The organism is Kribbella capetownensis (genome assembly GCF_004331485.1).
In the GTDB taxonomy this organism is placed as follows: Bacteria; Actinomycetota; Actinomycetes; order Propionibacteriales; family Kribbellaceae; genus Kribbella; species Kribbella capetownensis.
In genome coordinates this window covers 606679-633417 of the sequence record NZ_SJKD01000001.1, presented here as the reverse complement: position 1 = coordinate 633417, position 26739 = coordinate 606679, and the positions used below count along the sequence as shown (strand labels likewise).

Annotated in this window: 29 protein-coding genes; 12 read left to right on the top strand and 17 right to left on the bottom strand. The window is 68.3% G+C overall.

The genetic code is table 11. From position 1 onward, the window contains the following. Window positions 1–70 precede the first annotated feature (70 nt). Window positions 71–469, bottom strand: coding sequence for a glycoside hydrolase family 16 protein (locus E0H75_RS43485; protein ID WP_202872810.1), 399 nt, complete (start codon window positions 467–469; stop codon window positions 71–73). Then, window positions 470–865, bottom strand: a complete 396-nt coding sequence (locus E0H75_RS43480; RefSeq protein ID WP_202872809.1) for a LamG domain-containing protein — start codon at window positions 863–865, stop codon at window positions 470–472. A gap of 86 nt (window positions 866–951) precedes the next feature. Here E0H75_RS43480 and E0H75_RS03090 point away from each other — a divergent pair, with 86 nt between their 5' ends. Next, window positions 952–1842: a sigma-70 family RNA polymerase sigma factor gene (locus E0H75_RS03090; RefSeq protein ID WP_131511487.1), complete on the top strand. Its 891-nt coding sequence runs from the start codon at window positions 952–954 to the stop codon at window positions 1840–1842. Here the strand turns inward: E0H75_RS03090 and E0H75_RS03085 are convergent. Then, window positions 1826–2584 carry a phosphotransferase family protein gene (locus tag E0H75_RS03085; RefSeq protein WP_165553424.1) on the bottom strand — a complete coding sequence of 253 codons (759 nt, stop codon included), beginning with the start codon at window positions 2582–2584 and terminating at the stop codon, window positions 1826–1828. The two genes, E0H75_RS03090 and E0H75_RS03085, sit on opposite strands and share 17 nt — an antisense overlap. 85 nt (window positions 2585–2669) lie before the next feature. Here E0H75_RS03085 and E0H75_RS03080 point away from each other — a divergent pair, with 85 nt between their 5' ends. Then, the gene (locus tag E0H75_RS03080) at window positions 2670–3953 is read left to right on the top strand and encodes an FAD-binding oxidoreductase (protein ID WP_131511485.1); all 1284 of its coding nucleotides are present in this window, start codon (window positions 2670–2672) and stop codon (window positions 3951–3953) included. A 57-nt stretch (window positions 3954–4010) separates the two neighbouring features. Here E0H75_RS03080 and E0H75_RS03075 read toward each other — a convergent pair whose 3' ends face one another. Next, entirely contained in the window at window positions 4011–4856 is an 846-nt protein-coding gene (locus E0H75_RS03075; RefSeq protein WP_238162789.1) for a VldE C-terminal domain-containing protein, read from the bottom strand. Between the two features lie 267 nt (window positions 4857–5123). Beyond that, window positions 5124–5771 carry a TetR/AcrR family transcriptional regulator gene (locus E0H75_RS03070; protein ID WP_131511483.1) on the bottom strand — a complete coding sequence of 216 codons (648 nt, stop codon included), beginning with the start codon at window positions 5769–5771 and terminating at the stop codon, window positions 5124–5126. A gap of 56 nt (window positions 5772–5827) precedes the next feature. Here E0H75_RS03070 and E0H75_RS03065 point away from each other — a divergent pair, with 56 nt between their 5' ends. Both E0H75_RS03065 and E0H75_RS03060 read left to right on the top strand, forming a co-directional pair. Then, window positions 5828–6349, top strand: a complete 522-nt coding sequence (locus E0H75_RS03065) for an ester cyclase (RefSeq protein ID WP_131511482.1) — start codon at window positions 5828–5830, stop codon at window positions 6347–6349. Between the two features lie 44 nt (window positions 6350–6393). Next, window positions 6394–7173, top strand: a complete 780-nt coding sequence (locus tag E0H75_RS03060) for an enoyl-CoA hydratase/isomerase family protein (protein ID WP_131511481.1) — start codon at window positions 6394–6396, stop codon at window positions 7171–7173. On the opposite strand, the gene E0H75_RS03055 is transcribed toward E0H75_RS03060, so the two are convergent. From E0H75_RS03055 to E0H75_RS03050, 3 genes are all read right to left on the bottom strand, one after another. Next, window positions 7165–7506, bottom strand: a complete 342-nt coding sequence (locus E0H75_RS03055) for a YciI family protein (protein WP_131511480.1) — start codon at window positions 7504–7506, stop codon at window positions 7165–7167. The two genes, E0H75_RS03060 and E0H75_RS03055, sit on opposite strands and share 9 nt — an antisense overlap. A gap of 77 nt (window positions 7507–7583) precedes the next feature. Beyond that, window positions 7584–7739, bottom strand: a complete 156-nt coding sequence (locus E0H75_RS42885) for a DUF6131 family protein (protein ID WP_165553422.1) — start codon at window positions 7737–7739, stop codon at window positions 7584–7586. Window positions 7740–7836: 97 nt separating this feature from the next. Continuing rightward, on the bottom strand, window positions 7837–9237 hold the full coding sequence (locus E0H75_RS03050) for an MFS transporter (RefSeq protein WP_131511479.1): 1401 nt from the start codon (window positions 9235–9237) through the stop codon (window positions 7837–7839). A gap of 179 nt (window positions 9238–9416) precedes the next feature. Between E0H75_RS03050 and E0H75_RS03045 the strand changes: the two genes are divergently transcribed. Genes E0H75_RS03045 through E0H75_RS03035 form a run of 3 tightly spaced genes read left to right on the top strand, consistent with a single transcriptional unit; the run spans window position 9417 to window position 11708 of the window. Continuing rightward, window positions 9417–9770, top strand: a complete 354-nt coding sequence (locus E0H75_RS03045) for a YciI family protein (RefSeq protein WP_238162925.1) — start codon at window positions 9417–9419, stop codon at window positions 9768–9770. Beyond that, window positions 9767–10999: an RNA polymerase sigma factor gene (locus E0H75_RS03040; protein ID WP_131511478.1), complete on the top strand. Its 1233-nt coding sequence runs from the start codon at window positions 9767–9769 to the stop codon at window positions 10997–10999. The genes E0H75_RS03045 and E0H75_RS03040 overlap by 4 nt, the downstream gene beginning before the upstream one ends. A 37-nt stretch (window positions 11000–11036) precedes the next feature. Beyond that, the gene (locus tag E0H75_RS03035) at window positions 11037–11708 is read left to right on the top strand and encodes a hypothetical protein (protein ID WP_131511477.1); all 672 of its coding nucleotides are present in this window, start codon (window positions 11037–11039) and stop codon (window positions 11706–11708) included. Here E0H75_RS03035 and E0H75_RS03030 read toward each other — a convergent pair. Continuing rightward, window positions 11705–12256, bottom strand: a complete 552-nt coding sequence (locus tag E0H75_RS03030; protein WP_131511476.1) for a DUF4240 domain-containing protein — start codon at window positions 12254–12256, stop codon at window positions 11705–11707. The two genes, E0H75_RS03035 and E0H75_RS03030, sit on opposite strands and share 4 nt — an antisense overlap. A 174-nt stretch (window positions 12257–12430) precedes the next feature. After that, the gene (locus tag E0H75_RS03020; RefSeq protein WP_165553420.1) at window positions 12431–14215 is read right to left on the bottom strand and encodes a glycoside hydrolase family 36 protein; all 1785 of its coding nucleotides are present in this window, start codon (window positions 14213–14215) and stop codon (window positions 12431–12433) included. Between the two features lie 28 nt (window positions 14216–14243). Here E0H75_RS03020 and E0H75_RS03015 point away from each other — a divergent pair, with 28 nt between their 5' ends. Beyond that, complete coding sequence (locus E0H75_RS03015) at window positions 14244–15002, top strand: SDR family NAD(P)-dependent oxidoreductase (RefSeq protein WP_165553418.1); 759 nt, start codon at window positions 14244–14246, stop codon at window positions 15000–15002. Window positions 15003–15007: 5 nt separating this feature from the next. Here the strand turns inward: E0H75_RS03015 and E0H75_RS03010 are convergent, their stop codons facing one another. From E0H75_RS03010 to E0H75_RS02990, 5 genes are read right to left on the bottom strand one after another with little or no spacing between them, the layout of a single operon-like run. Then, on the bottom strand, window positions 15008–16795 hold the full coding sequence (locus E0H75_RS03010) for a glycoside hydrolase family 36 protein (protein ID WP_165553416.1): 1788 nt from the start codon (window positions 16793–16795) through the stop codon (window positions 15008–15010). After that, window positions 16792–17826, bottom strand: coding sequence for a zinc-dependent alcohol dehydrogenase (locus E0H75_RS03005; protein WP_131511472.1), 1035 nt, complete (start codon window positions 17824–17826; stop codon window positions 16792–16794). The genes E0H75_RS03010 and E0H75_RS03005 overlap by 4 nt, the downstream gene beginning before the upstream one ends. An 8-nt stretch (window positions 17827–17834) precedes the next feature. Further along, window positions 17835–19169 carry an ABC transporter substrate-binding protein gene (locus tag E0H75_RS03000; protein WP_131511471.1) on the bottom strand — a complete coding sequence of 445 codons (1335 nt, stop codon included), beginning with the start codon at window positions 19167–19169 and terminating at the stop codon, window positions 17835–17837. A gap of 29 nt (window positions 19170–19198) precedes the next feature. After that, window positions 19199–20038, bottom strand: a complete 840-nt coding sequence (locus tag E0H75_RS02995; RefSeq protein WP_131511470.1) for a carbohydrate ABC transporter permease — start codon at window positions 20036–20038, stop codon at window positions 19199–19201. Continuing rightward, the gene (locus E0H75_RS02990) at window positions 20035–20991 is read right to left on the bottom strand and encodes a carbohydrate ABC transporter permease (RefSeq protein WP_131511469.1); all 957 of its coding nucleotides are present in this window, start codon (window positions 20989–20991) and stop codon (window positions 20035–20037) included. Before E0H75_RS02990 ends, E0H75_RS02995 begins: the two co-directional genes overlap by 4 nt. Window positions 20992–21101: 110 nt before the next feature. Between E0H75_RS02990 and E0H75_RS02985 the strand changes: the two genes are divergently transcribed. The 3 genes from E0H75_RS02985 to E0H75_RS02975 are packed head-to-tail and all read left to right on the top strand — an operon-like array spanning window position 21102 to window position 23991. Next, a complete protein-coding gene (locus E0H75_RS02985) occupies window positions 21102–21923 on the top strand; it encodes an IclR family transcriptional regulator (RefSeq protein WP_131511468.1) in 822 nt (273 codons plus the stop codon). After that, complete coding sequence (locus tag E0H75_RS02980) at window positions 21924–23063, top strand: mandelate racemase/muconate lactonizing enzyme family protein (RefSeq protein WP_202872808.1); 1140 nt, start codon at window positions 21924–21926, stop codon at window positions 23061–23063. It begins immediately after the preceding gene. Beyond that, window positions 23053–23991 carry an aldose epimerase family protein gene (locus E0H75_RS02975; RefSeq protein ID WP_131511467.1) on the top strand — a complete coding sequence of 313 codons (939 nt, stop codon included), beginning with the start codon at window positions 23053–23055 and terminating at the stop codon, window positions 23989–23991. The genes E0H75_RS02980 and E0H75_RS02975 overlap by 11 nt, the downstream gene beginning before the upstream one ends. 1 nt (window position 23992) lies before the next feature. On the opposite strand, the gene E0H75_RS02970 is transcribed toward E0H75_RS02975, so the two are convergent. Beyond that, window positions 23993–24796 (bottom strand): alpha/beta fold hydrolase, encoded by an 804-nt coding sequence (locus E0H75_RS02970; RefSeq protein ID WP_131511466.1) that lies wholly within the window; start codon window positions 24794–24796, stop codon window positions 23993–23995. A 101-nt stretch (window positions 24797–24897) separates the two neighbouring features. Between E0H75_RS02970 and E0H75_RS02965 the strand changes: the two genes are divergently transcribed. After that, window positions 24898–25575 (top strand): TetR/AcrR family transcriptional regulator, encoded by a 678-nt coding sequence (locus tag E0H75_RS02965; RefSeq protein ID WP_202872807.1) that lies wholly within the window; start codon window positions 24898–24900, stop codon window positions 25573–25575. A gap of 3 nt (window positions 25576–25578) precedes the next feature. On the opposite strand, the gene E0H75_RS02960 is transcribed toward E0H75_RS02965, so the two are convergent. Next, the gene (locus E0H75_RS02960) at window positions 25579–26667 is read right to left on the bottom strand and encodes a lysylphosphatidylglycerol synthase transmembrane domain-containing protein (RefSeq protein ID WP_131511465.1); all 1089 of its coding nucleotides are present in this window, start codon (window positions 26665–26667) and stop codon (window positions 25579–25581) included. Window positions 26668–26739: the final 72 nt, after the last annotated feature.

Below are 26739 nucleotides of genomic sequence, written 5' to 3'. Positions count from 1 at the left end.
GGCCCACCACATACCCGCGCGCAGGAACATGGCAGTGACGATAGTCAAGCAATCATCCGCAGCGCAATCTCTAGGCGACGAGCTCCTGCGCGACGTTCCAGCCGCGGATGTGGTCGACGGTGAAGGTGGGGACCAGGGCGTCGTCGTTGCCGATGCTGCGGTCGGGGAAGTCGAAGACGGCGAGCATGAGCTGCAGCGGGTACGACGGGGCACCCGCGCAGGTGCGGATCGGAGCGTCATCGACGGAGAAGTCGGCCTGGCCGGCGGTCCACTCGACGGCGTACGTGTGGAAGTCGCGCAGGTCGATCGGGAGCGGGACCGCCTCGAAGTCCTGCGGCACCGACGGGTCGCGGATGGTCTTCAGGCCCATCCCCACCGAGGTGGTCTCGCCGGGGACGACCGCATCGCCGAACACTTCCATCACGCAGATCTCCCCGCACCGCTCCGGACTGTCCTCCAGCCCGACCATCTACAGCGACACCATCGAGCGTGCACTGATGTCGGCCCGCGCCCGGAGTTCGACGTACCCGCCGTTTGGAGTCCAGCCCCAGAACGGCGGCTGCTCTTCCTGGACGACCAGACCCTCGCGGTACGGCTGCTGTCCGACAGTGCTCCCCACCGGGCCGGAGTAGTTGCCGGACTGGATCCCCGACACCCGCAGATCCGGCTTGTGGTCCCCGGAACACCAAAGTCCCTGGCCCGCAGGGATGCTGAGGGTCAAACCTGAGTCACCCAGGGTGTACGAGGCTTCAGACGCTGCGCGGGAGCTCCAGTGCGGCAGGTAGTACGGCGACCACACCGACTCATCCAGTGCGGCACCCTCGAAGCGGTCCTCGAAGACCAGCTCACCACGGGTCGTGGGCATGCCCCCATGATGGGTCCTCGGACCGTCTTGTCACATCATGGTGGCCCGATCCGTCAGATGAGGTGGACCGGGATGAGGGAGGCCCTGTGAACGACACCCACCAGCTGGCGCGAGAGTTCGAGCAGCACCGGGGACAGCTGCGAGCTGTCGCGTACCGAATGCTCGGTTCGCTCACGGAGGCCGAGGACGCTGTACAGGAAGCATGGCTGCGGCTGAACCGGTCGGACGTGAGTGGCGTCGGCAATCTGGCCGGTTGGCTGACCACGGTGGTGTCGCGGGTCTGTCTGGACATGCTGCGCAGCCGCAAGTCGCGGCGGGAAGACTCGCTGGACACGTTCGTGCCGGACCCGATCTCGATCCGGCAGGATAACGGTCCGAGCCCGGAGGACCAGGCAGTCCAGGCTGATGCGGTCGGTCTGGCGATGCTCGTCGTTCTTGAGACGCTGGCGCCGGCGGAGCGGCTGGCCTTCGTCCTGCACGACATGTTCGGGGTCAGCTTCGACGAGATCGCGCAGATTGTGGACAAGTCGCCGGCCGCGACGCGACAGCTCGCCAGCCGGGCGCGGCGCCGGGTCCACGGCGCGCCGGCCGGCGACGGCGATCCGGGGCGTCAGCGGGAGATCGTCGACGCGTTCCTCGCCGCGTCGCGCGGTGGCGACTTCGAGGCCCTGCTCGAGCTGCTCGACCCGGACGTCGTACTGCGGGCCGATGCGGGCGCGGCGTCGGCGGAGTACGCCGGACCGGCGGTCTCCAAGCTGGTCCGCGGTGCCCGCGCCGTGGTCGAGCAGGCGCTGCTGTTCACCCGGATGGCGCCGCACACCGAGCACGCCCTGATCAACGGCATGCCGGGAACCGTCACGGTCCTCAACGGCCGGGTGATGGGCGTCATGGACATCACCGTCGTGAACGGCAGGATCACCGAGATCAACATCCTCGCCGACGTCGACCGCACCCAGCAGCTCAAGCTGTCGGCCTGACCAGGGACATCACGCGCTCCGCCTGGGCCTCCGCCGTACCGGGAGGGTTCCGGGCGGCGCTCGGCCCGCCGGGTCCGATGAGCGTCAGCGAGAACGCGGCCCACAGTGAGCGGGCGGCACGGAAGCGCTCCGGATCGACGGGGAAGCGTGACAGCAGCGTGCTCCAGTCCGTCTCGCGGCCGGACAGGTGCTCGACGAGATTGGCGAGCTCGAGCGTGAGGTCGCCGAGCCCGGCGTCCTCGAAGTCGACGATCCGGATCCGGGTCCCGTCCCAGAGGTAGTTCGCCAGGTTCGGATCGCCGTGGCCCACCACCGGATCCTGAACCGCGGTCAGCACCTCCACCGCGGTCCCGAGCCAATCGGCGGCCGCCGTGGCCGCGTCCGCGATCACGCCGTCGCCTTCGCGCAGTACGGCGAGCGAGCGCGAGGTCCGATCGATCACTGCCGGGACGCCGACCGACGGGAGGCCGTCAGGATCGGTCGACCACAGCGCCCCGAGCGCCTCGCCCAGCCCGTCGAGCTGCTCAGGAGTGAGCGAGCCGCCGAGCGGCAGACCTGGGAGAACCGACATCGAGACCCACGGCTGTGAGTCGGTCCCGCGCGCCAGCGGAGCAGGTACGAGGTCCGGGACCTGGCGCGACAGCAAGGTGAGAGCCGCCCATTCGCGACCCGGTTCGTCGCGGGACCAGGACGTGTAGTGCTTGGTGAGGACCGAGTCGTCAGCCTCGACTGTGTGTGTCATCGAGACAAGTTTGCTGGGGGTGTCGATAACGGGACCGGTCCTTCGACGTGTCTTTAGAAGCGGATACGGCGAGGGAGTGGTTCGGATGTCGACGCAGGCGCTGGTGCCGGTTGCGAGTGATGTGGTGGCAGGGCTGCTGGGGGCCGGGTTCAACGGCGCCATCCGGCTGCCGGGTGAGACGGAGTACGACGTACAGCGGAAGTCTGTGGTCCCGACAGTGGACTCGCGGCCGTTGGTGGTCGCCGAGGCCTACAGCCGGACCGACGTACAGGCGGCAGTGTGGACGGCGCGCGAGTACGGCGTACCGATCGCGGTGCAGGCCACCGGTCACGGGACGCGTGTACCGGCCGACGGCGGGATCCTGCTGAAGACGACGCAGATGACGACCGTGCTGGTCGACCCGGAGCGCCGGGTCGCCAAGGTCGCGTCGGGTGCGCGCTGGGGTGCTGTGCTGGACGCGGCCGGTCAGTTCGGGCTGGCGCCGCTGTCCGGATCGCACCGCGACGTCGGTGTCACCGGCTACACGCTCGGCGGCGGGGTCGGTTGGCTGGCGCGCAAGTACGGCTTCGCGGCCGACAGCGTGATCCGGGCCGAGGTCGTCACCGCGGACGGACGGTTCGTCACCGCGAGCGCCGAACACCACCCGGACCTGTTCTGGGCGATCCGCGGCGGCACCGGCAACTTCGGCATCGTCACCTCGCTGGAGTTCCGGCTGTACCCGGTCCGCCAGGTCCACGCCGGCATCGTGTACTACGGCATCGACCGCGCCGCCGACATCCTGCGCCGGTACCGCGACTGGACCGCCACGATCCCCAACGAACTGAGCACCGCCGTCGTCCTGACCCGGGTACCCGGCACCGAACAGCGCGCCGTCGCGATCAAGGTCCTGTACGCCGGTGACGCCGAACTGGCCGAACACCTGCTGAAGCCGCTGTTCGAGGTCGCCGGACCGCGACTGGCCGGCGAGCTACGCACCCTGGAGTACGGCGAGGCCGCGATGGGAGGTACGCCGGCCCGGCACCTCGACTTCCTGGACACGCTGACCGACGACGTGATCGACGCGGTCACCGGCTTCGAGAACGAGGAAGCACCGACCGTCGAGATCCGGCACTGGGGTGGCGCGATGGCTCACCCGGGTCCCGGCGCCGGACCGGTCGGTCACCGCGGAGCGTCGTACTCGCTGATCATCGACCGGGAGGTCGCGGCGGACCTGGTGCCGAACTCGGGCCGCACGTTCGTGAACTTCCTCGGCGACCCCGGTCGCGCGGACACCGCGTACGCACCGGACGACCTGCGCCGGCTGCGGGAGGTCAAGCGGGCCTACGACCCGGCGAACTTCTTCCACCTGAATGCGAACATCCGCCCCTGAACACAGCGAACCGGTCCCCGGGAGGGCTGGGGACCGGTTCGCTCGAGACCGCTCGGCTCAGACTGTGCCCGAGTTGCCGTACACGCTCACGTGCACGTGGTCGTAGTGGTTCGCGGTGGTGCTGCCGCGGTCCTCCATCGAACGCCAGCCTTCGCTGCTGCGCTGGACCGTCCAGATGTGCTGCGACCAGATCAGCTGGCTGATGCCGAGCTTCTTGTAGTTCGCGTGCAGCCAGTCGGCGACCTCCTGGCCCTCCGAACCGCTGACCATGATGTCGAGCGCGCGGCCACTGGAGTGCTCCGAACCGCTGTCGCCGGACCGCAGACCGCCGTACGACGAGATGTCCGGGAACTTGGCGCAGACCGCGCGGTGGACGCGGATCGCGTCCTGGGTCAGCCCGTCCTCGACCGACGAACCGGACTTGCAGGCGGCCTGGGAGATGGCACCCGCCGTGCTCGCCACCGGCTTCGTGGCGGACAGGTACTGCGCCTTGACCCAGCGGGACTTGCCGTCGCTGACGACCTCGGCCCAGATGCCGTCGACCTTGCCCGAGACCGACACCTTGGTGCCCTTCGGCAGCACGTCCAGCAGGACGCCGGTCAGCGGGAGCGACCAGAGGTTCACGTCGGTGGTGGTGTACTTCGAGCCGGTCACCTTGGGCGGCTCGGCAGTGCGGGTTTTCGTCGGCGTCGGCTTGGGGATCGGCGCCTGCTTCTTCAGGTGCTTGGCCGTCGGGGCCGCCTTCGGCTTCGGAGCCGGAGCCGAAGGGGTGACGTCCAGCGGGGGACGCAGAGCATCCCGGCTGATGGCCGAGTCGCGCGCCAGCTGCAGGGACGAGCTGGCGATCGAGGTGTTCAGGTGGACTTGCTGACCAGGGAGTGCGGCCGCCGAACCGGTAGCCACCAGGGCCACTGCTGCGCCGGGAATCGCCACCTTCACGATGCCGGGCCGGATCACCTTCGAGCGCGGTTGACGGTGCCGCGCCTGTCTATGCCGTCCTGCAGACACTTCTAGAACCCAATCTGCCGAGACCAAAACGTTATCGACCGGAGGAGTCAAGCACAGATCCCTGCAGGGTTCGCAATCGACCCACAGTTTTAACGCATTACGAACATCCGCCACGGGTGCCGAGCGTGATCTGCCCGCTATCCGGATGTGATCGTCCTGAGATCAAACGCTTGGTCCACACAAAGCGTCGATCACGGCGCTTTTGAGTAACCCGGCGTACCGCTCGGGTGACCATCCGCGGACCAGAACCAGGAGTTCGTAAAGCTCGACCGAGATGTACGTCCACAGCACATCGGCGACCTCCTCGAGGGTGATTCCGTCGCGCAGGTCACCCGTCTCGAGCAGATGGCGGCCGAGCATCGTCATCCCGGTCAGCCGCTCGTCCATCAGCGTCTGCCAGGTCTCGCGCAGGGTCTCGTCACTGAGCCGGCCGTCCCGGATCACGATCTGCACCCGGGCCGACCGCTGCTGCCGCACGAGGAGGCCGTCGACGTACAGCGAGATCTTCCGGCGTACGTCGGGCTCGGCCTGGACGGCCTGGGATTCGGGACGCTCGGCCATCGGGACAGGCTCGTCGTCGCCGGCGATGACGAAGTCGAAGACGGCCTTCGCCAGCACGGCCTTGGTGCCGAAGCCCTTGTAGATGCTCTCGGCCGAGACGCCGGCCCGCTTCGCCACCGCACTGATCGTGGTCGCCTGGAAACCGTCCGTCTCGAAGAGATCGCGCGCCGCGATCACGACGTCACGGCGGCGATGCCGGGCGCGCTCGCGCCGTCCGGTGGCGTCGTACTGCCTCTTGACTTCGGCCATGTCCGATCCCATGCTTTTGAGTACAGTCACACTGTATCGAATTATTGGGGGAAGCGATGAGTACCACAGCAGGCGTGTCGGCGAGTGAGCTCGCCGTCCGTTCCATCCGCATCATGGCCGACGGCGACCGGGCCGACTTCGACGCGCTGATCCATCCGGACGCGGTCAACCGGGAGGACGACGTCGAGCCGCCGGCGTGCCGGGTCGGGGGCCCGGCCGGTTACTACGCGACAGCACTCTGGCTGCGGACCGCGTTCGAAGGGCTGGCGTACGAGATCCACCATGTGGTTGCCAACGGCAACCTGGTGGCGATCAACTCGACCATGAGCGGGCGGCATGTCGCGCCGTTCGTGGTCTACACGCCGGCGGGCGCGGTGGACACCGTGTTCCCTCCGACCGGGCAGACGTTCGCGATCACGCAGTCGCACTGGTTCCGGCTGGAGGACGGCAAGGTCGTCGAGCACTGGGCCAACCGCGACGAGCTCGGTCAGGCGAAGCAGCTCGGCTGGGTCCCGCCGACCCCGGCCTACCTGTTCCGGATGGCGCGCGCCAAGTCCCGGGTCAAGCGCGCCATGTGATCCAGCGCGCGGCGGGGCGGCCGGGTTGCTGGTTGACTGCGGGAGTGGATGAGCTCGGGTTCCGGGTCGAGGGCGGGGCGGTGGCCCGGCTGGTGATCGACCGCGTCGCGAAGCGGAATGCGTTGACGCGCGCGATGTGGGAGGTGCTGCCCGGTCTGCTCGCGGAACTGGCCGCCGACGACGAGGTGAAGGTCCTGCTCGTCACCGGCGCCGGGCCGAGCTTCTCCGCCGGGGCGGACATCGGGGAGCTGGTCTCCGGAGCCGATCCGGCCGACCCGATGGCCGAGCTGCGGGCGTTCAACCTGCGGGCGCAGGTGGCCTTGCGGGAGTTCCCGAAGCCGACGATCGCCGTCGTGCGAGGGCACTGCATCGGTGGCGGGCTCGAGCTGGCGGTGAACTGCGACTTCCGGTTCGCGGCACGGGACGCGACCTTCGGAGTGACGCCGGCCCGGATCGGGGTCGTCTATCCGCCGGATGCGATCAAGGTGCTGCTGGACCTGGTTGGTCCTGCGACGACGAAGTACCTGCTGTTCAGTGGCGAACTGCTCAGCGCCGGCGAGGCTGAGCTGAAGGGCCTGGTCGATCGCGTCGCCGACGATCCGTTGGCGGCGGCCGAGGCGTTCGCCGCGACGATGGTGTCGCGGTCGCAGCTGACCATCCGCTCGGCCAAGGAGACGGTCAACGCCCTGCTGGCCGGGACGGATGCGGAAGCGCCGGCGCTGCGGCGCTACCGGGAGACGATCGCCAGTGGTGAGCTCGCGGAGGGCATCGCGGCGTTCACCGCGAAGCGCTCAGCCGATTTCCCGTGGCACCGCTCAGGCTGAGATCAGCGTGCCGCGCAGCTCGACCCGGTCGCCGACCGCGGCCGAGACCCGGGCCGCGATCGCCTCGGCCTGCGCGTCGTCGGCGACGTCGACCATGAAATAGCCGGCGAGCTGCTCCTTGGTCTCGCCGAACGGGCCGTCGGTGACCACCTGGACACCGTCACGGATCCGCACGATGCGGCCCTCCTCCGGCGGCTGCAGGCCCTCTGAGCTGACCAGCTCGCCGCTGGCCGCGAGCTCACTCTCGAGCTTGATCAGCCTGCCGAGCCCACGCTGGTCCTCGTCGGTCCAGGTGCGGTCGGTACTCCGGAAGATCATCACGACGTATTTCATGGGATCACCGTAACGACGTGGACGGACAGAACCCCGCGAACCGGGGCGGTTCGCGGGGTTCTGTGGCGTGCGCCGGATCAGTACCAATGACGTCGTCCGCCGACGGCGCGGCCGGTGGATCCGAGCAGGAACAGCACGGCCCCGATGATGAGCAGGACGATGCCGATCGTCCACAAGACCGGGATACTCAGCAGGAACCCGAGAATCAACAGGATCAAACCGAGGATGAGCATGAAGCCTCCTTCTCAGGACCGCCGGGCGGAGGTGATGGCGGCCACCCACATCCGGTGCCCATTCCGGCGGGCCCAAACCTCCAACAAGTGTTTGATCTCAGGAGGTCACCGGCTCCAGTTGCCCTTGGGTCGACTGCTTGCGGCTGACGAGCAGACCGCAGCCGGCCAGGCCCAAGACGATGAAGCTCCAGACGGCCAGGAAGGCGATTCGGTAGCCGTGGGTCAGCGCGATCGGTGTGGTCCCGGTCGTGGCCGCAGTGGCGACGGCGGACAGTACTGCGACACCCACCGCACCGCCGATCTGGAAGCTGGCGCTCTGCAGACCTGATGCGACCCCGGAGTCCTCACCGGCCACATCGCTGAGGGCGGCGATGGCGCCGGCGACCGTTCCGGCGCCCAGACCGGCGCCGAAGATCGTCAGACCCCAGAAGGCCAGCTCGAAGTAGCCGGAGTCCACGGTCACCCTGCACATGAGCGTCGTACCGACTCCCGCGATCACCAGCGAGACGAACCCGACCACGCGCGGGCCGACGCGAGTGACCAGGTGCTGTCCGACCATCGACGCGACCACAGCGGCCGCCGCGAGTACGGCGGACATCAGGCCGTAGCGGATTGCGGAGACACCCAAGGCCAGCTGGGCGTACTGCGTGTAGATGTAGTTCAGCCCGAACGCCGCCAGGCCCCAGGCGACTGTGATCAGGTTGCCGCCGACCAGACTGCGCGAGCGGAAGATCCGTAGCGGTACGAGCGGTGCGGCCGACCGCTTCTCCACCAGCACGAACAGACCGAACAGCAGCGCGGACAAGACGATCAACGCGACGGTCCGCCCGACGGACGACTCCGGTGCCTCGATGACGGCGTACACGAGGACGATGAGCGCGGCCGTCACACTGGCCGCGCCGGCCACGTCGAACCCACGCCGCCCCGGGCCGCGGCTGTCCATCAGCAGTACGGGAGCCAGTACGAGGACCAGCACGCACACCGGCACGTTGATGAAGAAGATCCACTGCCAGCCGAGCCCATCGGTCACGGGCCCCCCGATGAGGGACCCCGCCGTACCGCCGACGCCGCTGGTAGCGCCCCAGATGCCCAGTGCCTTGTTGCGGTCCGCTCCGGACGGGAACGTCGTCATCACGATCGACAACGCACTCGGTGCCAGTACGGCGGCCGCCGCGCCCTGCAGGCCACGCGCGAGGACCAGCGCGTCACCACTCCAGGCGAACCCGCACAGCAGCGAGCACGCACCGAACAGCACCAGTCCGGTCATGAGCACCCGCCGCCTGCCCAGCAGGTCGGAGATGCGCCCACCGAGCAGCAGCAGTCCGCCGAACATCAGCGCGTAGCCGCTCGGAACCCACTGCACACCACCGCTCGAGAAGATCAGTTCACGCTCGATCGACGGCACGGCGACCAGCACGATCGACGCGTCCAGGATGATCATGAATCCGGTCAGGCACAGCAGCGCCAGCGCGAACCAGCGCTTCTTCTCGGTCACCATGTGAACATCTCCAGTACGGCGGGACGCTCCGGCTGAGCGTCACTCGGTGGAGACGTCGGGCCTGGCCGGACCACTTCGACATCCCGGATCTGTCGAAGTGGGTACAGCTGTTACGACGTACCGGGTAACAGGGGGCCACAGCGGCCTCCGCGAGCGACAGGATGGTGCCCGTGAAGTACATGCTGCTGATCTACAGCAACCCGGAGAGCTGGGCGAGCCTGTCCGCCGAGCAGCGCGAAGGCCTGAGCCGAGCGCACGAGTCCCTGACCCGTGAGCTGAGCGAGCAGGGTCTGCTGGTCAGCGCTGCCGGGCTGGCTGACCCGATCACGAGCCGGACGGTGTCGGTGCGTGACGACACCACGACGACCACGGACGGACCGTACGCTGAGGCCAAGGAGCACCTGGCCGGGTTCTACCTGGTCGAGTGCGACAACATCGACCAGGCGATCGGCTACGCGGCCCGGATGCCGGACGCGAAGTACGTCGCGGTGGAGGTACGGCCGGTGATGGACGCGTCCGGGCTTGAGATGTGACTGCCTTCGATCTGCTGCTGCGCGAGCAGGCGCCGCAGGTGCTGAGCGCACTGGTCCGGCACTACGGCCACTTCGATCTGGCCGAGGAGGCCGTGCAGGAGGCGCTGCTCGCGGCCACCCAGCAGTGGCCGGACGAGGGCGTGCCGGACAACCCCCGTGGCTGGCTGATCCGGGTCGGGTCACGTCGGCTCACCGATCTGCTGCGCAGCGAGTCGGCCCGGCGGCGCCGCGAGGAGAACGCGGCACAGATGGCTGCGCCCGAGGAGTTCGTTGCCGCAGGCCCTGAGATCGACGATCCGGGCGGCCGGGACGACACTCTGACGCTGCTGTTCCTGTGCTGCCATCCGGCGCTGTCCCCGGCGTCGCAGATCGCACTGACGCTGCGCGCGGTCGGTGGTCTCACCACTGCGCAGATCGCAGCCGCGTTCCTGGTGCCGGAGCCGACCATGGCGCAGCGGATCAGCCGGGCGAAGCGCAGCATCAAGCAGGCGGGCAGCTCGTTCGAGATGCCGCCGGAGGCTGAGCGGGACGAGCGCATGGGCGCCGTACTGCATGTGCTCTACCTGATCTTCAACGAGGGCTACACCGCGTCCTCGGGTACGGCGTTGCACAGTGCCGAGCTCACCACGGAGGCGATCCGGCTGGTGCGCGGCGTACGCAAGCTGCTGCCTGACGACGGCGAGGTGGCGGGGCTGCTCGCGCTCATGCTGCTCACCGACGCGCGGCGGCCCGCTCGGACGGGTGTGGACGGCGCACTGGTCCCGCTGGCCGAGCAGGACCGTTCGCTGTGGAACAAGGACACCATCGTCGAGGGCGAGTCGCTGGTGACCGATGCGCTGTCGCGCACGCAGCTCGGGCCCTACCAAGTGCAGGCGGCGATCGCAGCGGTGCACGACACGGCCGAGCAGGCCGACGACACGGACTGGCGGCAGATCGTTGCGCTGTACGACGTGCTGGAGCAGATGTCGGACAACCCGATGGTCAAACTCAACCACGCCGTCGCGGTCGCCATGGCGGTCGGTCCGAAGGAGGGCCTCGCCGTACTCGAGCCACTGGAGTCCGACGACCGCCTGACCGACAACCACAGGCTGGAGGCGGTCCGCGCCCACCTGCAGGAGATGTCAGGCGACCTGGCCGGCGCCCGCGAGAGCTATCTGCACGCGGCCCGCCGTACGACGAGTGTCCCGGAACGCAACTACCTCCAGTCCAAGGCCGACCGCCTGATCTGACTCGCGGTGCCCCCGGACATGTGTCAGGTTTGGGGTTGTGGATCTCACCAGGGCTTCCCTCCTCCGGGAGATGCTGACCGGCACCGAGCTCGGCACCCGGACGACGGAGTTCGCGCACTCGCTGCGCAGGTTCACCACCCGGAACGGCGGTCTGATGCTGTTGGGGCCGGCCGACGACGAGCCGTGGCACCTGACGGCGCACCTGGACGACGAACTGCACCGGGCCGGGGTCGAGGACATCCGCCCGGCTCTGGTCCGCTGGGCGCCACCACCGGATGCACCGCCACACCTGGCGATCGGACTGGACCGTCTGCGTGACACCGGGCGGGGTGAGTCTCTGCTGGTAGTGGCGGAGGAGGACCCCGCGGACACATTGCTGGAACGCATCAGCGACGTACGGCGGCGTGGTACGACGATCTTCAGCATCGGCAACGGTGACAAGGAGCTGACGTCACTCAGCCACGAGACGCTGGTGCCTGAGCTGCTGGTGCCGGATGGGTTCGGCTGGACGAGCCGTCCGATCGAGCTCGACCATGACGAACCGCAGAGCGGCGTACCACTGACCGACACCGAGCCCCAGACGACGGAGGGGTTCGAGATGGCGCAGCACCTGGTCAGCCTGGCCGCGGCTGACCAGGACGCCGGCCAGCCGGGCTGGCGCCGCCGTCTCCGTGCCGCGATCGAACGCCTCGGCGGCGAACCGGCCTAGGCCTGTCCGTACAGCACGGCCAGCCGGGGCAGATGAGTCTCCAGGTCGTCATCGTCGTCGAAGTCGATCTCCTTGCCGGCAGGCAGGTCCGGCGTATCCGGTGCTTCCGCCTCGACCGCCTTCCAGTACGCCGCCTCGTCGCCGGTCACGTTCTTGTAGGCGTGACTGCCGACGGACAGCATCGCCTCGCCGTCGAACCCCTCGAAGTCCTCCGGCCTGTCCTCGTCGACCACGTCCGCGAGCGAGTCCGGCTCTGCCAGCGCGCCCTCCCACACCTCCCGTCCCTGCGCGATCAGCCAGCCCCGGAACGAGTCGAACCCGTCCTCGGAGGCCCCCGAGTTGATCAGGTACGCCGCTGCCCACAGGTCCCACCGGTACGACTCGACCTGCAACCGCGCGAGTTCGACCCCGAACCCCGCGATCTGGTCGGCCTCGAGTCCACCGAGCACCTTGACCAGCGCGTCCGCAACCCCGTCCGGGTCCGCGACGGTGTCATCCACCGCACCCCGCGCACCCTCGACCAGTCCCCAGAAACCATCCCTGTCCACCCCCACAGCCTCTCACCGCCCCACCCCCCAACGGGAGCGCTGATCCGGTGTGATTTACCAAACGTCGTCCAGAGCGGTGTGGTGGGCGGGTCGCGGACGAACGGGCGCGGCTGCCGGTACGTGTAGCGCAGTTGCAGAGCGGTCGGACCCATCACGCCCAGTGGCAGCGCGAGGTCACGCATCCGCTCGATCCGCCACAGTGCGTAGTGGCGTCAGGCTGATCAGAAGGCCGTCACTCCCAGCGAGCCTCAAGCCCTTGTCGTCGAGAGTGACCGGACGCGTCTCGCCGGTCCACTCGTCGCACAGGATGTAGCGGCCCTCGAGCCCGTCGAGTGCGACGTGCACCTCGTCGACATCACCCTGCAGACTGACTGCGAGCAGTACGCGTCCGTCCTCGGTCGTCGCCTGGACCGAGTCGACGTCGACGATAGGCCGGCGGACGGTTGCCGTACGCAACGGACCGCGCCAGCGCTTGAAGACCGCGGCCGCCTGCCCCATCGCCTCGCGGGTCTCGTCGCTCCAGGTCTCGGGATCGTCCATCAGCACCCACGGCCCACCGATCACGTACGGCGCGATCCGCGCCCGCGGGGAGAGCTCGTCGGCGCCCATGTACGCGCTCTGCCAGTCCAGCGGCAGGTATCGACCGAGACCAACCTTGGCCAGGCTGTTCCAGTGTGTACGGCAGTGGTCTTCGGTGATCGTGGTGTGGTGGCTGCGCACCATGGCCAGGTCCAGCGGACGTGCGCCGTTCCAGCAGTTCTCCAGCACCAGTTGGGGAAACTCGGTCCGCAAGGTGCGCAGAATGTGGTGCCACGCACGCTCGGCGGCGTGCTCGCCGGCGCCCGCATCGTGGGTGTGATCCTCGCGATCGCAGCGCGCGATGGACTCGAAGTCGTGCAGGAACCAGGTCAGCCCGAACTCGTCGACCATCCGCCGGAGCTCATCGAGGATCCAGTCCCGGGCCGGATCATGGCCGAGGCAGAGTGCATGGTTGCCGAAGCTCAGCTTCGGGGTCATACCTCGCCAGCTGGCCAACCACTCCGGATGTTCGAGCGCGACCGGTGATGCCGGATCGGCGTTCCCGAAACCACACCAGACACCGAAGCCCAGACCGCGCGAGCGTGCCTCGTCCGACAGCCACCGCATACCGGAAGCGAACCGGTCGTTGGCGTGCCAGTCGCCGACCGAGCGTTCCCAACCTTTGTCCACCACGAAGACCTCGGCACCGATCGCCGCCGTCGCGTCCATCATCCCGATGATCCGCTCGGTGGACGTGTTCTCCTGGACACCCCACGAATTCGCCACCACACAAGGGAATTCCGGGTCGCCAGGCATCCCGCTCAGGTCAGGTGCCGTCACGACCTCGTCGATCACCAGCGACCGCAGTGCCGCCGTACCCTCATCCAGACCGCCCGGAACCAGAGCAACCCATCCGACCGGCCCCTCCCAGTCCACCGAGCCAGTCGGGTGGAAGGTGTCCGATGGCAGCCGGCTGGTGATCCGCGTCCGGCCGTCCCGGACCGTCACCTCTATCGTCAGCGAACCGCTGTACTCCCACGCCAGTACGGCGCACTGCCCAGCCAACTCCACCAGCGTCCACGCAGCCGCATCCTGGTGATCGTCGTCCGGCCCCGGCGCGGCACCCTCCAGATAGCGATGCCCGTCCTTGATGTCAGGAAAGCGCATCGGCTCACCGTTGCGTTGGGCAACGGCATCGGCCGTCCCGTACGGTCCGGCGTGCAGGCAGATGAGATCGCCCTCGGCCAACCTCCTGGTCGGCGTGACCACACCTCGATCAGCCGCGTCCCAGCTGAACAGATGCAACCACTCCACGACCGCCTCGTTCGCCTCGAGCTCGATCTCGGCAAGGGGTGCGGCCGGGGTCAGCCTCGTCGCGAGGCGAAGGAACGGACCGACGTGGTCCTCGACGGTGGCATGCGCTATTCCGAAGTCAGTCATTGTGGTCGGCTCTCGTAGGGTTGGGGCCGTGGACAGCAACGCGGTGGTGGTGACCGGTGCGGCCAACGGCATCGGTGAGTCGATCGCCCGCCTCCTGGTCGAACGCCGGTGGACAGTGATCGGGCTGGATCGTGACGAACCCCGGCTGCAGAGCCTGCGCGACGAGCTGGGTGACAAGTTCGTCGGCGTCACCGGCGACGTCACCCGGCGCGCGGACCACGAGCGAGCCCGTCAGGTCGGCACCGAGCACGCCCGGCTGACCGGATGGGTCAACAACGCCGGGATCGAGCGACCGACGACGGCCAGGGCCCTGGACGAGAACGACCTGCAGGCCATCGTCCAGGTCAACCTGATCGGCACCATGCTGGGCTGTGCCGTCGCCACCGAGGCACTGCGCGGCACCGGCGGCGCGATCGTCAACATGTCGAGCATCCACTCGCTGGCCGGATTCCCGGAGTCGTTCGTGTACGCCGCGACGAAGGGCGGCATCGACGCGATGACGCGCCAACTCGCGGTCGAGGAGGCCGCCCAGGGCATCCGCTGCAACGCGGTCCGTCCGGGCGCGGTGATGACACCGCTGACCCAGTCGTTCCTCGACGCGTCCGACGATCCCGAGGCCCTGCTCGCGGAGTACGCCGACCTGCACCCGATCCGCCGCCTGATCGAACCGGTGGAGATCGCCCGGGTGGTCGCGTTCCTGCTGTCGGACGAGGCGTCGTTCGTCAACGGCGAGTCGATCACCGTCGACGGCGGCGCCACCGCCCGCTGCTATCCCTACCCGGACTGACGACCTCATTCGGCACGGCTCAACAGCCACAGGATCGAGGTCCCGGCAGTCGCGACCAACCCGGCCTCGGCAAGGTCCTTCCCGGTCCGCCGCTCGGCCCGGCGCAGCTGCCCGTCCTCGAGCACGTCCACGGCGTACGTCGCCATCGGGTCGAGCCCGACCGGTCGCACCGGCTCCCAGCCTCCGGTCGGGTGCAGCCGGAAGCCGGCCACCAGATGCCGGTCGTCCGCGGTCAGCTGGTAGGCGGGCTGACGCCAGCCCTTCTCCTCGCGCAATGGCTGCTCGGTCAGCGGAACCAGTACGCCGGTCTCGACCAACGGCCTGATCACCGACCGATAGCTGCCCACGTGATCCCGTAGCCGCCGCAACAGCTCCGGCCGCATCTCGGTGAGTCGCACCGACACACCGAACCGATGCAGCAACGCCGCCCGCATCTTCGTGTCGAACTGGGCGGCCGTGATCAACGTCCCCGAGTAGTCGACCTTCTGGAACCGATGCTCGCCGCGCCACTCACTCTGCGGCCAGTGCAGTAGCTGACGAGGCGGCAGCAGTTGAGCAGCACCCCAGAGACAGGTGAGGTGGTGCTCGGTCCAGTCCGGGTCGGAGAGGAACAACGCGTCGACATGCGCGGCCAGTCCGGCGTCAATCCGCAGTCCGCCGGACGAGCAGGCTTCCAGCACGGTCTCCGGATAGGCCGCACGCAGCCGATCCAGTACGTCGTACAGGCCGAGGTAGTGGCGTAGCAGTCCATCCTCCGAGCCGTGGCCGTGGTCGTCGCGGGTGCAACCGGCTCCAGGATCGAGGTTGAAGTCCCACTTGATCCAGCGGGCGCGGGTGGTCTCGATCAGACCGGACACGCCGGCGAAAACGTGCGCCTGTCCGGCCGGGGACCCGAGGCAGACGTAGCCGAGGCTCGAACCTGCCGTGTCCGTGGCGACCACCTCGGGCCGCTCGCCGGCGATGGACGCGCGGGCGCCGATCGCCTCGGCCTCGATCCAGATGCCGAACTCGATGCCCAGGGCACGCGTCTGATCGGCGAGCCAGGCGAGTCCGTGCGGGAAGCGTGCCGCGTTGACCTTGTGCCAGTCACCGCGCTCCGCGAACCACTGGCTGTCCGCCTCCGGGCGGCCGAACCAGCCCGCGTCCAGCAGCGCGACCTCGAGGCCAAGATCCGCGGCGACGGACGCGTTCGCGAGGAACACGTCCTCGGAGATCTCGGCGTCCTCGTACGGCCACCAGTGGTTCCACTCGGTCAGCAGCGGCGGTCCGGCCGGGACCTGCTCGGAGAGGTGCTGCGCCAGGGCGGCGGAAGTGGAGGCACGCGTCTCGCCCCACGCGACGCTGACCTCCGGCAAGGTGAACGTCTCGGTGTCGGCCAGGATGATCCGCTGCCCGTCGGGGTGCAGCGCGACGTCGATTCGTACGCCGTCGTCGACCGGTGTGCTGGCGATTCGCCAGTTCCCGCTCCAGTGCAGCGTCACGACGTACACACCGGCCTCGGTTTCGATCGCCAGCCACGGTACGGCGCCCTGCGTGGAACGGCCCGTGGTCACTGCGAGCTCGGCCGGCTCGTCCACTGGCAGGGTCACCGGCTGGTACTCGAGTCCCCAGCCGCTGGTGAAGCCGTCGATCGACGTTGCCCGGGGCAACACAATGGAGCCGACCCGCGGCTCCCACTCACCAGCCTGAGTGACGGTCACCGCGTAGGTCGCCGCAGCGACGGATTGCCGGACCAGTCCGACCTCGGCTCCCGGCAGTGCGGGGATGAGTTCCGGTGTCTCGATCTCGATCACGTCCCTGGGTTGCTGGGTTGGAGTACGACCTTGCCCGCCGGATGGCCCTTGATCAGTTGCTCGTACCAGTGCTGTCCGTCGGCCAGACCCGCGCGCACCACCTCGCCGCGGAACACCAACTCGCCGCGTCCGAGCAGCTCGACCGCCTGGCCGAACTCGTCGGGCCGGTACGCGAAGCTGGTAGTGCAGGCGACCTCGCGGCGGATCAGGTCCCGCAGCGGAAGCATGCCGTCGGCGGAGTGCAGCCCGACGAAGCAGACGTCCCCGCCCGGCCGTGCGGCGAGGGTCGCCGAGGTCCGGGTATCGGCGCTGCCGACCGCGTCGAACACCGCGTCCGCGCCGAGTCCGCGGGTGAGCTCCTTGATCTGCCGGACGAGGGCCTCCGGGTCGTCGCTGAGCCGTGTCGCTCCACTGGCTTCGGCCGCCGCGACCCGTCCTTCGACCCGCTCGGTGAAGAACAGTTGCTCGACGCCCCTAAACCGCAGTACCTCCAGCAGGAGCAGGCCGATCGGACCGGCACCGATGACGAGGGCGGATCCACCGGCCGAGATCCGGGTACGTCCGACCGCCCGCAGCGCACACGCCGTCGGCTCGGCGAACACGCTGGAGCTGGGGTCGGGCAGATGGTCGACCCGGTGCACCGCCTTCGCCGGTACGACGATCAGCCCAGCGTTGCTGCCGTGGATGTGGCCGCCGAGCAGCTTGCGTTGCGGGCAGACGTTCTCGTGTCCGGCCACGCAGATCGGGCAGACCCCGCACGACCGCAGCGGATTGGCGGTGACCGACGCACCGAGCGGCAGGTGTTGCTCCATCGGTACGTCGGGCCCGTACGCATCGACCACGCCGACGAACTCGTGCCCGAAGACCAGCCCGGGTTTACGCAGGCCGTCCGTGCCGAGAAACCCACCGAGCTCCGATCCGCAGATCCCCGACTCCGTGACTGCGATGCGTACCTCGCCCGGCCCGGGGACCGGGTCGTCGAGGGTGACCAGGTCGAAGTGCCCGACGTCGCTGAGAACCAGCGCCTGCATAACGCTCCTCAGCCGAGCAACTTGGTGGCGGCGTCCTGCATCTTCTGTGCGGCGTCCTCCGGGGTGAGCTTGTTGTTGAGCAGCTGCTCGAAGTTCTTGCCGTAGACCTCGTTGAAGATCTGCTGCATGTTGGCGGTGTAGATGTCGCCGATGCGCGCGTTCGACAGGTCCTTCATCGCCGCCTCGAAGCCTTCCGGCATCCCCTTCAGCATGTCCTGGGACTCCCGGGCCGCGTTCTGCAGCGGGATCCAGTCGTGGTCCTTGGCCATCTGCGGCTGGAACTTGGTCGCGCTCCAGGTCGCGAAGGCCTGCGCCGCCGACAACGCGGCCGACTGCCGCGGGATCACCCAGCCGCCGAGCCAGTACGGCGCGACGCTGTTGCCCTCGTACTTCGGCAACGGGGCCATCGCCCACTTGTCCTTCATCTGCTGGAACGACGAGATGTTCCAGGTGCCGTCGGCAATCATCGAGTACGCACCGGAGGCGAAGCCACCGTTGTTCTGCGCGACCCCGGCCCGCTCGTCCGGCCGCGGCGCGATGTGCTTGGACCACATCATGTCCTGGACGAACCGCATCGACTCGACCACCTTCGGGTCGGTCATCTGGAACTTGGTCGGCTCCAGCGGCTTGTCCACGAACGACGAGCCGGCCGCCCAGGACAGCGACTGGATCCCCCACCAGATGCCGAGCGAGCCGATGTCGAGGCCCCACCGGGTCACCTTGCTGCCGGTCGACTTCTGCAGCTTGGGCGCGGTCTCGACCACCTTGTCCCAGGTCCACGTCGCGTCCGGGTAGTCGAGCCCGGCGGCGTCGAAGTGGGACTTGTTGTAGAACATCGCCATCGACTGGATGTTCTCCGGCACGCAGAACAGGTTCTTGCCGTCGAACTTCCACGGGTCGTACAGCTTGGTCGGGTAGGCGTTCGCGTCCACCATCGGCGTGGTGTCGATCACCGGCTGCTCGTTGAAGACCAGGTTCTTCTTGTAGTGGGCGTACGCCTGGACATCCCAGTAGTAGATGTCGAACGGCTTCTTCGCGGCGTACTGCAACTGCACCTTCTGCCAGTACTGGTCGTACGGCAGGAAGTTGATCTTCGCGGTGTACTTGCCGGTGAACTCCTTGTTGAACAGCGCGACCCGCTTGCGGAAGTTCGCGTCGATGGTCGGGCCGTTCGTCCAGGCGTAGATCTCCAGGTTGGTCTTGCCGACCAGCTCGGTTCCGGTGGGTGCCGGCGCGGCGGCCGGACCGCCGCTGCCGTTGCCGGAGCAGCCGACCAGGCCTGCCGCTCCGGCGGCGGTCAGACCGCCGAGCAGGATCCGGCGGCTCACAGTGTTCTTCGACATGGATCGTCTCCTTCGACGTGACGGTCGGGCTACTTGTTCACGCCGCTGACGGCGATGCCCCGGATGAAGTAGCGCTGGGCCAGCAGGAAGACCAGGATCGACGGGAGCGCGGCGATGGTGGTCGCGGCCATGGTGAGGTGCATCTGCGGCCCGATCCGGGGCGAACCGCTGAAGTAGGACAGGGCGACGGCGATCGTGTACTTCGACTCGTCCGACAGGTAGATCACCGGGCCGAAGAAGTCGTTGTAGGAGGCAATGAAGGTGAAGACGGTGACGGTGGCGATCACCGGCCAGCTGAGCGGCAGGAAGATCGTCCACCAGATCCGCAGGTAGCCGGCGCCGTCGATCCGGGCCGCCTCCTCCAGCTCCCGGGGGATGCCCATGAAGAACTGCCGGAACAGGAAGATGAAGAACGCCGAGCCGAAGAAGGCCGGCAGGATCAGCGGCTTGAAGGTGTTCAGCCAGCCGAGGTGGTTGAACACGATGTACGTCGGCACCAGGGTGACCGTGGTCGGCAGCATCAGCGTCGCCATCAGCGCCAGGAAGATCGTGTTCCGGCCGGGGGCCTGGAGCCGGGCGAACCCGTAGGCGCTGAACGAGCAGCTGAGCAGCGTGCCCAGGACCACCAGGCCGACGATCGTCGCGGTGTTCAGGATGTAGCGCTGGAACGGCACCAGCTGGAACACCTCGGCGTAGTTGTGCCACTGCGGGGTGAACTTCCAGATCGGCGGCGTCACGAACACCTGGGTCGGCGCCTTGAGCGAGGTGAGCACCATCCAGACCACCGGCATCAGCACCGCGAAACAGCCGACGGACAAGACGATCAGCCGGATCCAGGTCCCGAGCGGCAGACCCTTGCGCTTCGTCATCGGTCGTCCTCCGTCTCGGTGTGGACCCACATCGGCATCGAGCGGAAGACCAGCAGGGTGAGCACCATGATGATCGCGAACGCGACCCAGGCGATCGCCGAGGCGTAGCCCATCTTCAGGTACTGGAAGGCGTTCTGGTACAGGTACACCGACAGCAGCAGGGTCGAGTTGTTCGGCCCGCCCTGGGTCAGTACGAAGGGCTCGGCGAACACCTGCAGGCTGTTGATGATGCCCATGATCAGGTTGAAGAAGGTGACCGACGAAAGCATCGGCACGGTCACGTGCAGGTGCTGGCGGAACGTCGAGGCCCCGTCCACCTTCGCTGCTTCGTAGAGCTCCTTCGGCACACCCTGGAGGCCGGCCAGATAGATCAGCATGGTGCCGCCGAATCCCCACAGGCTCATGAAGATCAGCGCACGCAGCGCCCACTGTTCGTCGGTCAGCCAGGACGGGCCGTCGATGCCGACCTTGGCCAGCGCGGCGTTGATCAGGCCGTACTCGCCGTTGAACATCCACTTCCACACCATCGCGACGGCGACGCCGCTGATCACGCTGGGCAGGTAGTAGGCGGAGCGGAAGAACTTCAGCGCAGGCAGCTTGCTGTTCAGCAGGATCGCCAGCACGAGCGCGAGGATCATCGTGACCGGAACACTCACCACGCCGTAGATCAGCGTCACGCTCAGGGACTTGCGGAAGATCGGGTCGGCGAACAGGGCGCTGTAGTTGTCCCCACCCGTCCACACCGGGTTCGTCAGCATGTCGTACGACGTGAAGCTCAAGCCCAGCGACGCGAGCATCGGCCCGATCGAGAACAGCAGCAGGCCGAGGACGGCGGGCGCGATGAAGACGTAGCACCACAACGCCTGGCGCCGGGTCATGGTCAGGCCGCGGCGGGGCGGAGTACTCGCCACCGGTTCCTCGGCCGCCGGGCGGACTGCAAGACGTTGTGCCATAACTCCCTCGTTCCAATTATCGGAACGCTGTTCCTATCAGCGGGACCTGTTGGCATAGTAGGAGCAAAGATGAGGGTGGAGTCAACCGTTTGGACGAAAGCAGGGGGCTGATGGAGACAGATGGGAAGCGTGTCGTAGAGGCGAGCGCCCTGACCGGTTCGGCACGCGTTCTGGCGGTGCTGCGCCACCTGGCCGAGCACCCTGCGGGAACACGGTTGGGCGAGGTCGCAGCGGCCCTCGACGCGCCGAAGTCCAGCGCCCATCGTGCTCTCGGTGCGCTGGTCCAGGCGGGATTCGCCCGGCAGGACGCCCAGGGTGCCTACCATCTCGGCTTCGACCTGCTCCGGCTCGTCTTCGGGTACCACGAGGCGCGGGCGCCGAGTCTCACCGTGGGCCCGCTGCTGCGCCGGCTCGCGGACGAGACCGGCGAGACGACCCACTACGGAGTCCTTGTCGACGGCAACATCGTTTACCAGGCGAAGGTCTCGCCCAGCCGGCAGACGTTCCAGATGAGCTCGGTGATCGGCGGCTCGAATCCGGCCTACCGCACCGGTCTCGGCAAGGCGCTGCTGATGTACGAGCTCACCGACCGGACAGAGGTCGATCAGTACGTCGCCGAGTACGGGCCGCTCGAGGCCCGGACACCGCACACGCTGCGTACGCCGGATGCGTTGCATGACGCCCTCGCGGAAGGCCGCAGCAACGGCTACATGCTCGACATGCAGGAGAACGATCTCGGCATCGTCTGCGTCGCGCTGCCACTGTTCCTGGACTCGCCGACCCGCCCGACCGGCGCGATCAGCATCAGTGCTGTGGTGAGCCGGACGACGCCGCAAGACCTCGTCAGCTGGGTGCCCCGGATCCGCGAGATCGTCACCGAGGAACTCGGCGGCGCGGTCCTGCACGCTCCCGAACCCGTCACCGGAGGCTGAATGTCCACCACAGCAACGAATCTGACCGTCACCGACGTCGAGGCCGTCCACCTCCGGTTGTCCGCGGTGGACGCGGATCGCTGCGACGGGACGCAGGACACCTTGCTGATCTTCGTCACGGCCAGCGATGGTTCCGTAGGAGTCGGTGAAGTCGACTCGGCGCCGCTGGTCGCGAAGGCGGTCGTCGAGGCGGAGCCGTCGCACCTGATCGCCCGTGGTCTGCGCTCGATCCTGCTCGGCCGCAACCCGCTCGACATCGAGGTCGCCTGGCACGCGATGGTGGAGGGCAGTCGCTACTTCTCCGGCGGCGCGACGATGCATGCGATCAGCGGCGTCGACATCGCGCTGTGGGATCTGGCCGGCAAGGTCCTCGGAGTGCCGGTGGCACGGTTGCTCGGCGGCCCACGCAGTGACCGGCTCACGGCGTACGCGAGTCTGGTCATGCCGGACACGCCTCTGCTGGCCGCGAAGGCGGCGGCGGACCATGCCGAGCAGGGATACCGGGCGATGAAGTTCGGCTGGGGGCCGATCGGTCAGGACCGCGACTTCAACGAGGAACTGGTCAAGGAGATCCGGCGGGCCGTGGGCGACGACATCGACGTGATGATCGACGCCGGCCAGGTGTGGGACACCAAGACCGCGTTGCGGATGGCCGCGATGTACCAGGACTACGGCATCGCCTGGCTCGAGGAACCCGTTGCCCCCGACAACATCACCGGCTACCGCGAGCTCTCCCGCCGTACGTCGCTGACGATCGCAGGCGGCGAACAGGAGAGCAGCTACGCAGCCTTCGAGACCTTGATCGACGAGGGTGAGCTCGATCTGATCCAGCCGGATCTGGCCCGCTGCGGCGGGTTGACCGCGGGGCGTCGGCTGGCCTGGCTGGCGCACACGCGGCACCGGCGGTTGGTGCCGCACGCGTTCAAGAGCGGCGTACTGGTGGCGGCGTCGACCCACTTCGCGGCCTCGATCCCGAACGGCGGACTGATCGAGCACACCGTGTCGACCTCGCCGATCGCACGCGACCTGGTCCGGCGCGAGATCGCGTTCGCCGACGGCACGGTCAAGGTCCCCCTCGACCAGCCAGGGCTAGGGGTTGAGGTGGATACCGACGTGATGGAGCAGCTTCGTGTCGACTAGCCCACGCCTGTCGACCGAATGGTCGCTGGCCGGCCAGCAGGCAGTGATTCTCGAGAATGCGGAGACCCGGGTCGTCGTCCTGCCCGGACTCGGCGGCAAGGTCGTGAGCATCGTCGACAAGCGCGTCGACGCCGAACTGCTCTGGCGCAACGACCGCGTCCCGGTCCGGCCGGCCGCCTTCGGGTCCGGGTACGACGACCAGTTCCTCGGCGGCTGGGACGAGCTGTACCCGAACGACGAGCCCGAGGAGTTGGCGCGCGAACCTGTGCCTGACCACGGCGAACTCTGGGCCGTGCCGTGGCAGTGGAGCAGTGGTTCGGACCCCGGTCAGGTGTGGCTCGAGTTGAACGTCCGCGGTGCCGTGACGGGGACCGAGGTGACGAAGCGGCTGACGCTTGGCGCCGGTCCGGACCTGATTGCCGACTATCGGATTGCGAACACCGGCCGGACCGATCAGCCGTTCCTGTGGAAGTCCCATGTGGCCGTCGAGCTGCGTTCGGACACGGTCGTCGACCTCGCGGCCGGCGACGTCCTGATGCACGAGTTCGGTGATCCGCGGGTCCGGCCAGACGGTGGCAGCTTCACCTGGCCATGGGCTTCGGGCCACGACCTCCGCACTCTTCCTGACACCTCCAGCCGCGGTGTCTCGGAGTTCCTCATCGCCACCACGCTCGAACGCGGCGAGTGCGGCGTACGGCATCCGTCTGCCGGCACTGGCCTGCGGCTGTCGTGGGACCGCGCCGACCTACCGTCCTGCTGGCTGTTCGCCTCGTACGGCGGAGGCTGGCGCGGCCTCGACGTCCTCGTCCTGGAGCCCTGCACCGGCCACCCCCTCTCCGTCAACGACGGCGTTGCTGCGGGCACCCATCAGATCCTCCCGGCAGGCGCCACGAAGTCCTGGCAACTCACGGCCCACCTGATCCGCTGACTCAGAGGTCGTGCGCGAACTCGCGCAGGACCGGGGCGAGCACCGGCGGCTCGACGTTGTGGTTCTCGCCGGTGACCGGGAGCAGACGCGCGGTCGGCAGCAGCTTGGCGACAGCCTCGGCGCCGCTGATCAGGTACGGCGCGGTGGCGTCGCCGTGCATGACCAGGACCGGGACGTCGACCGCGGCCCAGCGCTCGGCCGGCAGTGGGTTGCCGGACATGGTCGTGCCCATGATGCGTCCGTCGTACGAAATGGTGTGCGCGATCTCCTCGACCGGAGCCCAGTACGGGCTCTGCCGGATGCCGGCGACGAACTCGGGTGGCAGGTTGGCCGCGGCCGTCATGAACAACTCCGCCGCAGCGCCGCGATCCCCGGCCGCGACGTACGCATCGAGCTGCTCGACGTAGTCGGACGGCAGCGGCGGGCGCCCGTCGTCGACCACCACGGGCGGCTCGAACAGAGCCAGCGCCGTGATCGGGAGCCCGGCGGCCGCGGCGTCCAGCGCCAGCAGTGAACCGGACGACCAGCCGAACACGATCGCCGGCTGCCCGGCGTCCTCGATCAATGCGGCGAGATCCTCGATCTCCCGCTGGATCGCGTACGGCTGGGTGTCGGTGCTCTCGCCGCGCCCGCGCCGGTCGTAGGCGTAGACCCGGAAGTCGTCGCTCAGCAGCTTCGCGACCTCGGCGTTCGACGGGTTGACCGCGCGGTGCGCGGTGGCGCCGTCGATCATGATCAACGGCTGCCCGGATCCCCAGGCCTCGAAGGCGATCGTCGTACCGTCGGCGGACCTCACTGTGCTCATCGTCGTACTCCTTCTGGTGTCGTCGGGAACTAGACCGTACAGTACTCAGAGAAGAACTGGACTGTCTAGTATGATTTTCGGGAAGACCCGAGGAGGACCGCGTGGAGTACCGACAACGCACTGCCGTCTGGCAGCCCGGACAGGCCGTCGAGATCGAGGGCGAGGGCCGTACGCCGCGGAAACGCCGGGCGATCCTGGCCGCGGCGGCCGAGGTCTTCCTGCAGCACGGCTACCTCGGCGCGAGCATGGACGAGGTCGCCGCGAAGGCGGGCGTGTCCAAACAGACCGTCTACAAGCAGTTCGAGAACAAGGAACGCCTGTTCGCCGAGATCGTCCTCGGCACCAGCGATCAGCTGATGGACGGCTTGGCCCAGGCGTACGCCGAAACGCTCGAGGGAGCCACCGACCCGCGCGAAGCTCTTCGGGCGTTGGCCCGGCGGCTCCTGGACAGCCTCACCGCCGGCAGCGTGCTCCAGCTACGCCGGCTCGTCATCGCCGAGGCCGACCGATTCCCGGAGGTCTGCGGAGCCTGGTTCACCACCGGGTTCGAGAAGTCCTTGGAGGCACTGGGTGAAGCGCTCACCCGGTTGACTGAGCGCGGTCTGCTGCGTGAGCTCGAAGACCCGACACTGGCGGCGTACCAATTCGCCGGACTGGTGATGTACAAGCCGATGAACCGGGCGATGTTCGCCGGCACCCAGGCCGGGCCGGTCGCCGGCGAGCTCGACCAGCTCGCCGATCAGGCGGTGGACGTCTTCCTCGCCGCGTACGGCGCGTAGCCGCTACTCGTCGTCCCCGGCGGCAGGGGGCTCGGCCGCCTTCTTCCTCGACGGACGGGTGATGTGCAGGTGGATCCGCCAGCCCGTCCACGCCAGCAGGCCCACCGGGATCGGCAGCCAGAAGGAGATGAGCCGATACAGGAGCGTCCCGATGAGGGCGGTGTCGGCACTGATTCCGATGACGACCAGCAGCGCGGTCAGACCGGCGTCGACGAAGCCGAGACCACCGGGTGTGATCGGGATCAGGGTGAGGGCCTGCGCAACGACGTACGCGAGGAGCACCTCTGAGGGGCGGGCATGTGCGTTGAGCGCGGCCAGCGCGACCACGAGTGCGGCGTAGTCGAACATGCGGTTCGCCGCCGCCGCGAAGACCGCTTTCCACCAGTGACCCTCGAAGGCAGCGGCAACCCGGTCCCGCTGCGCGATCAGCGTCGCGGAGCAACTGTCCGCGGTCACGCTGCGCTTGACGAGGTGGATGACGCGACCGGCCGCGCGGCCGATCAGCACCACGAACCGGGTCCAGGTGAGCGCGGTGACCCCGAGACCGACGATGACGATCGCCAGGACCAGCGAGACCAGGAGGCCGAGCTCCAGTTGCTTGGCCGGGGGTGGACCGACCAGCAGGGCGGGCACCGTGAGGATGGGCAGCAACAACAGCACGCCGGTCGTGATCAGGCCGATCGCGGTCAGGGCCGAGGCGACGACCGCCGCGGGCTGCCCGGCTTGGATCAAGAGCCTGGCTTGGAGGACTCCGCCGGCGGCCGGGCCGCCGGGGACGACCTTGCTGGCAGCGTTCCCGGCCAGTTGCGCCGTCGCGATCGTGCCCCAGCCCGACTGGACGGGCGATGGCTCCCCGTCCCCCGCGCGCTGGGCCAGGGCCAGTCTGGCGAGCCACCACAGTGCGGCGAAGCTGCAGGTCTCCAGTACGACGAGCGCCGGGAACCACCAGGGTTCTATGTCCGCGAGACGTGGCCAGGTTCCGAAGAGGGACAGTAGGCTCGGCGCCACGATGTACAGACCGGCGCCGGTAATGGCCAAGCCGACAGCGCGGCCGCCCCAACGCCGCACCAAAGCCCCGCCGGCGACGCGCATGTCTCACCCCGCTCACTGGACGAGTCGCCTCGCCACGATAGCGCGACCTGCGTGGCCGATCGGTCGGTCGGT